Below are 1,430 nucleotides of genomic sequence, written 5' to 3'. Positions count from 1 at the left end.
CGGTCGCTGAGGTGTTGGAGCAGGTGCGTGCGCGTAGCCTGGCCGCGTTCGAGCATCAGGATGTGCCGTTCGAGGTGCTGGTGGAGCGGCTCAATCCGACGCGGAGCTTGAATCATCATCCGCTGGTGCAGGTGTTGTTGGCTTGGCAGAACAATGTCGCTGGTGATCTGCGCCTCGGTGATGTGCAGCTGACCCCGATGGCTGCTGACACGCACACCGCCCGGGTTGATTTGACGTTCTCTTTGGGTGAGCAGTGGAGTGAGGCCGGTGAGCCCGTCGGTATCGGCGGGGATATCGAGTTCCGCACCGATGTGTTCGATGCGGCCAGCATCGAAGCGCTCGTTGAGCGGTTGCAGCGGGTGGTGGTGGCGCTGTGTGCTGATCCGTCCCGGCGGTTGTCATCGATTGATGTGCTCGATGAGCGCGAGCACGTGGAGTTGCAGGCGTGGGGCAACCGGGCAGCGTTGACCGAGGCCGAGTCCACGTCGTTGTCGATTCCGGCGTTGTTCGCCACCCAGGTGGCTCGCGCTCCAGAGGCAGTGGCCATCACTTATGGCGCTCGTTCGTGGACGTATCGCGCACTCGACGAAGCCGCCAACCGCATGGCCCATCTTCTGGCCGGTCACGGCGTGGGACCCGGACAACGGGTGGCACTGCTGCTGAAACGCTCACCCGAGGCAGTCGTTTCAATCCTCGCCGTACTCAAAACCGGCGCAGCCTACGTGCCGATCGACCCAGCGCATCCGGACGCGCGGATCGGGTTCGTGCTCGCCGACGCCGCTCCGACGGCCGCGATCACCACCCGCGCACTGCACTCGCGGCTTTCCGGCCATGACGAAATGGTGGTCGTCGACATCGACGATCCGGCCGTCGATACCCAGCCGCGCACCACGTTGCCGGTGCCGTCACCCGACGATATCGCCTACTTGATCTACACCTCGGGAACCACAGGGACCCCGAAGGGTGTGGCGGTGGCGCACCGTAACGTGGTCCAGCTGCTCGATGCGCTGGAGGCTGATGTGCCGACGGCCGGGGTGTGGTCGCAGTGCCATTCGTTGGCATTCGACTTCTCGGTGTGGGAGATCTTCGGGGCGCTGATGAGCGGCGGGCGGTTGGTAGTGGTGCCCGACGCAGTCGTGCGCTCGCCCGAAGAACTTCACGCGTTGTTGGTCGCCGAACAGGTCGGCGTGCTCAGCCAGACGCCTTCGGCGTTTTACGCCCTGCAGGCCGCCGACGGACTGGCCCCGGAGTTGGGTGATCAGCTGAAACTCGAGACGGTCATCTTCGGTGGGGAGGCGCTCGAGCCTGCCCGTCTGGGTGGCTGGTTGGGGCGTCATCCGGGGTTGCCGCGACTGCTGAACATGTACGGCATCACCGAGACCACGGTGCATGCCTCGGTGCGCCAGATCACCGCCGCAGACGTGGAGAGC

The 1,430-nt window shown here is 65.1% G+C and carries 1 protein-coding gene; it reads left to right on the top strand.

Going from position 1 to position 1,430, the window contains the following annotated elements:
- Nucleotides 1–1,430 (top strand): AMP-binding protein (locus A5698_RS10840; RefSeq protein WP_156670700.1); only part of this gene is annotated, 1,430 nt, incomplete at both ends.

It is taken from the genome of Mycobacterium sp. E136 (genome assembly GCF_001666865.1).
Lineage (GTDB): Bacteria > Actinomycetota > Actinomycetes > Mycobacteriales > Mycobacteriaceae > Mycobacterium.
This window is presented reverse-complemented; position numbering and strand designations above follow the sequence as displayed.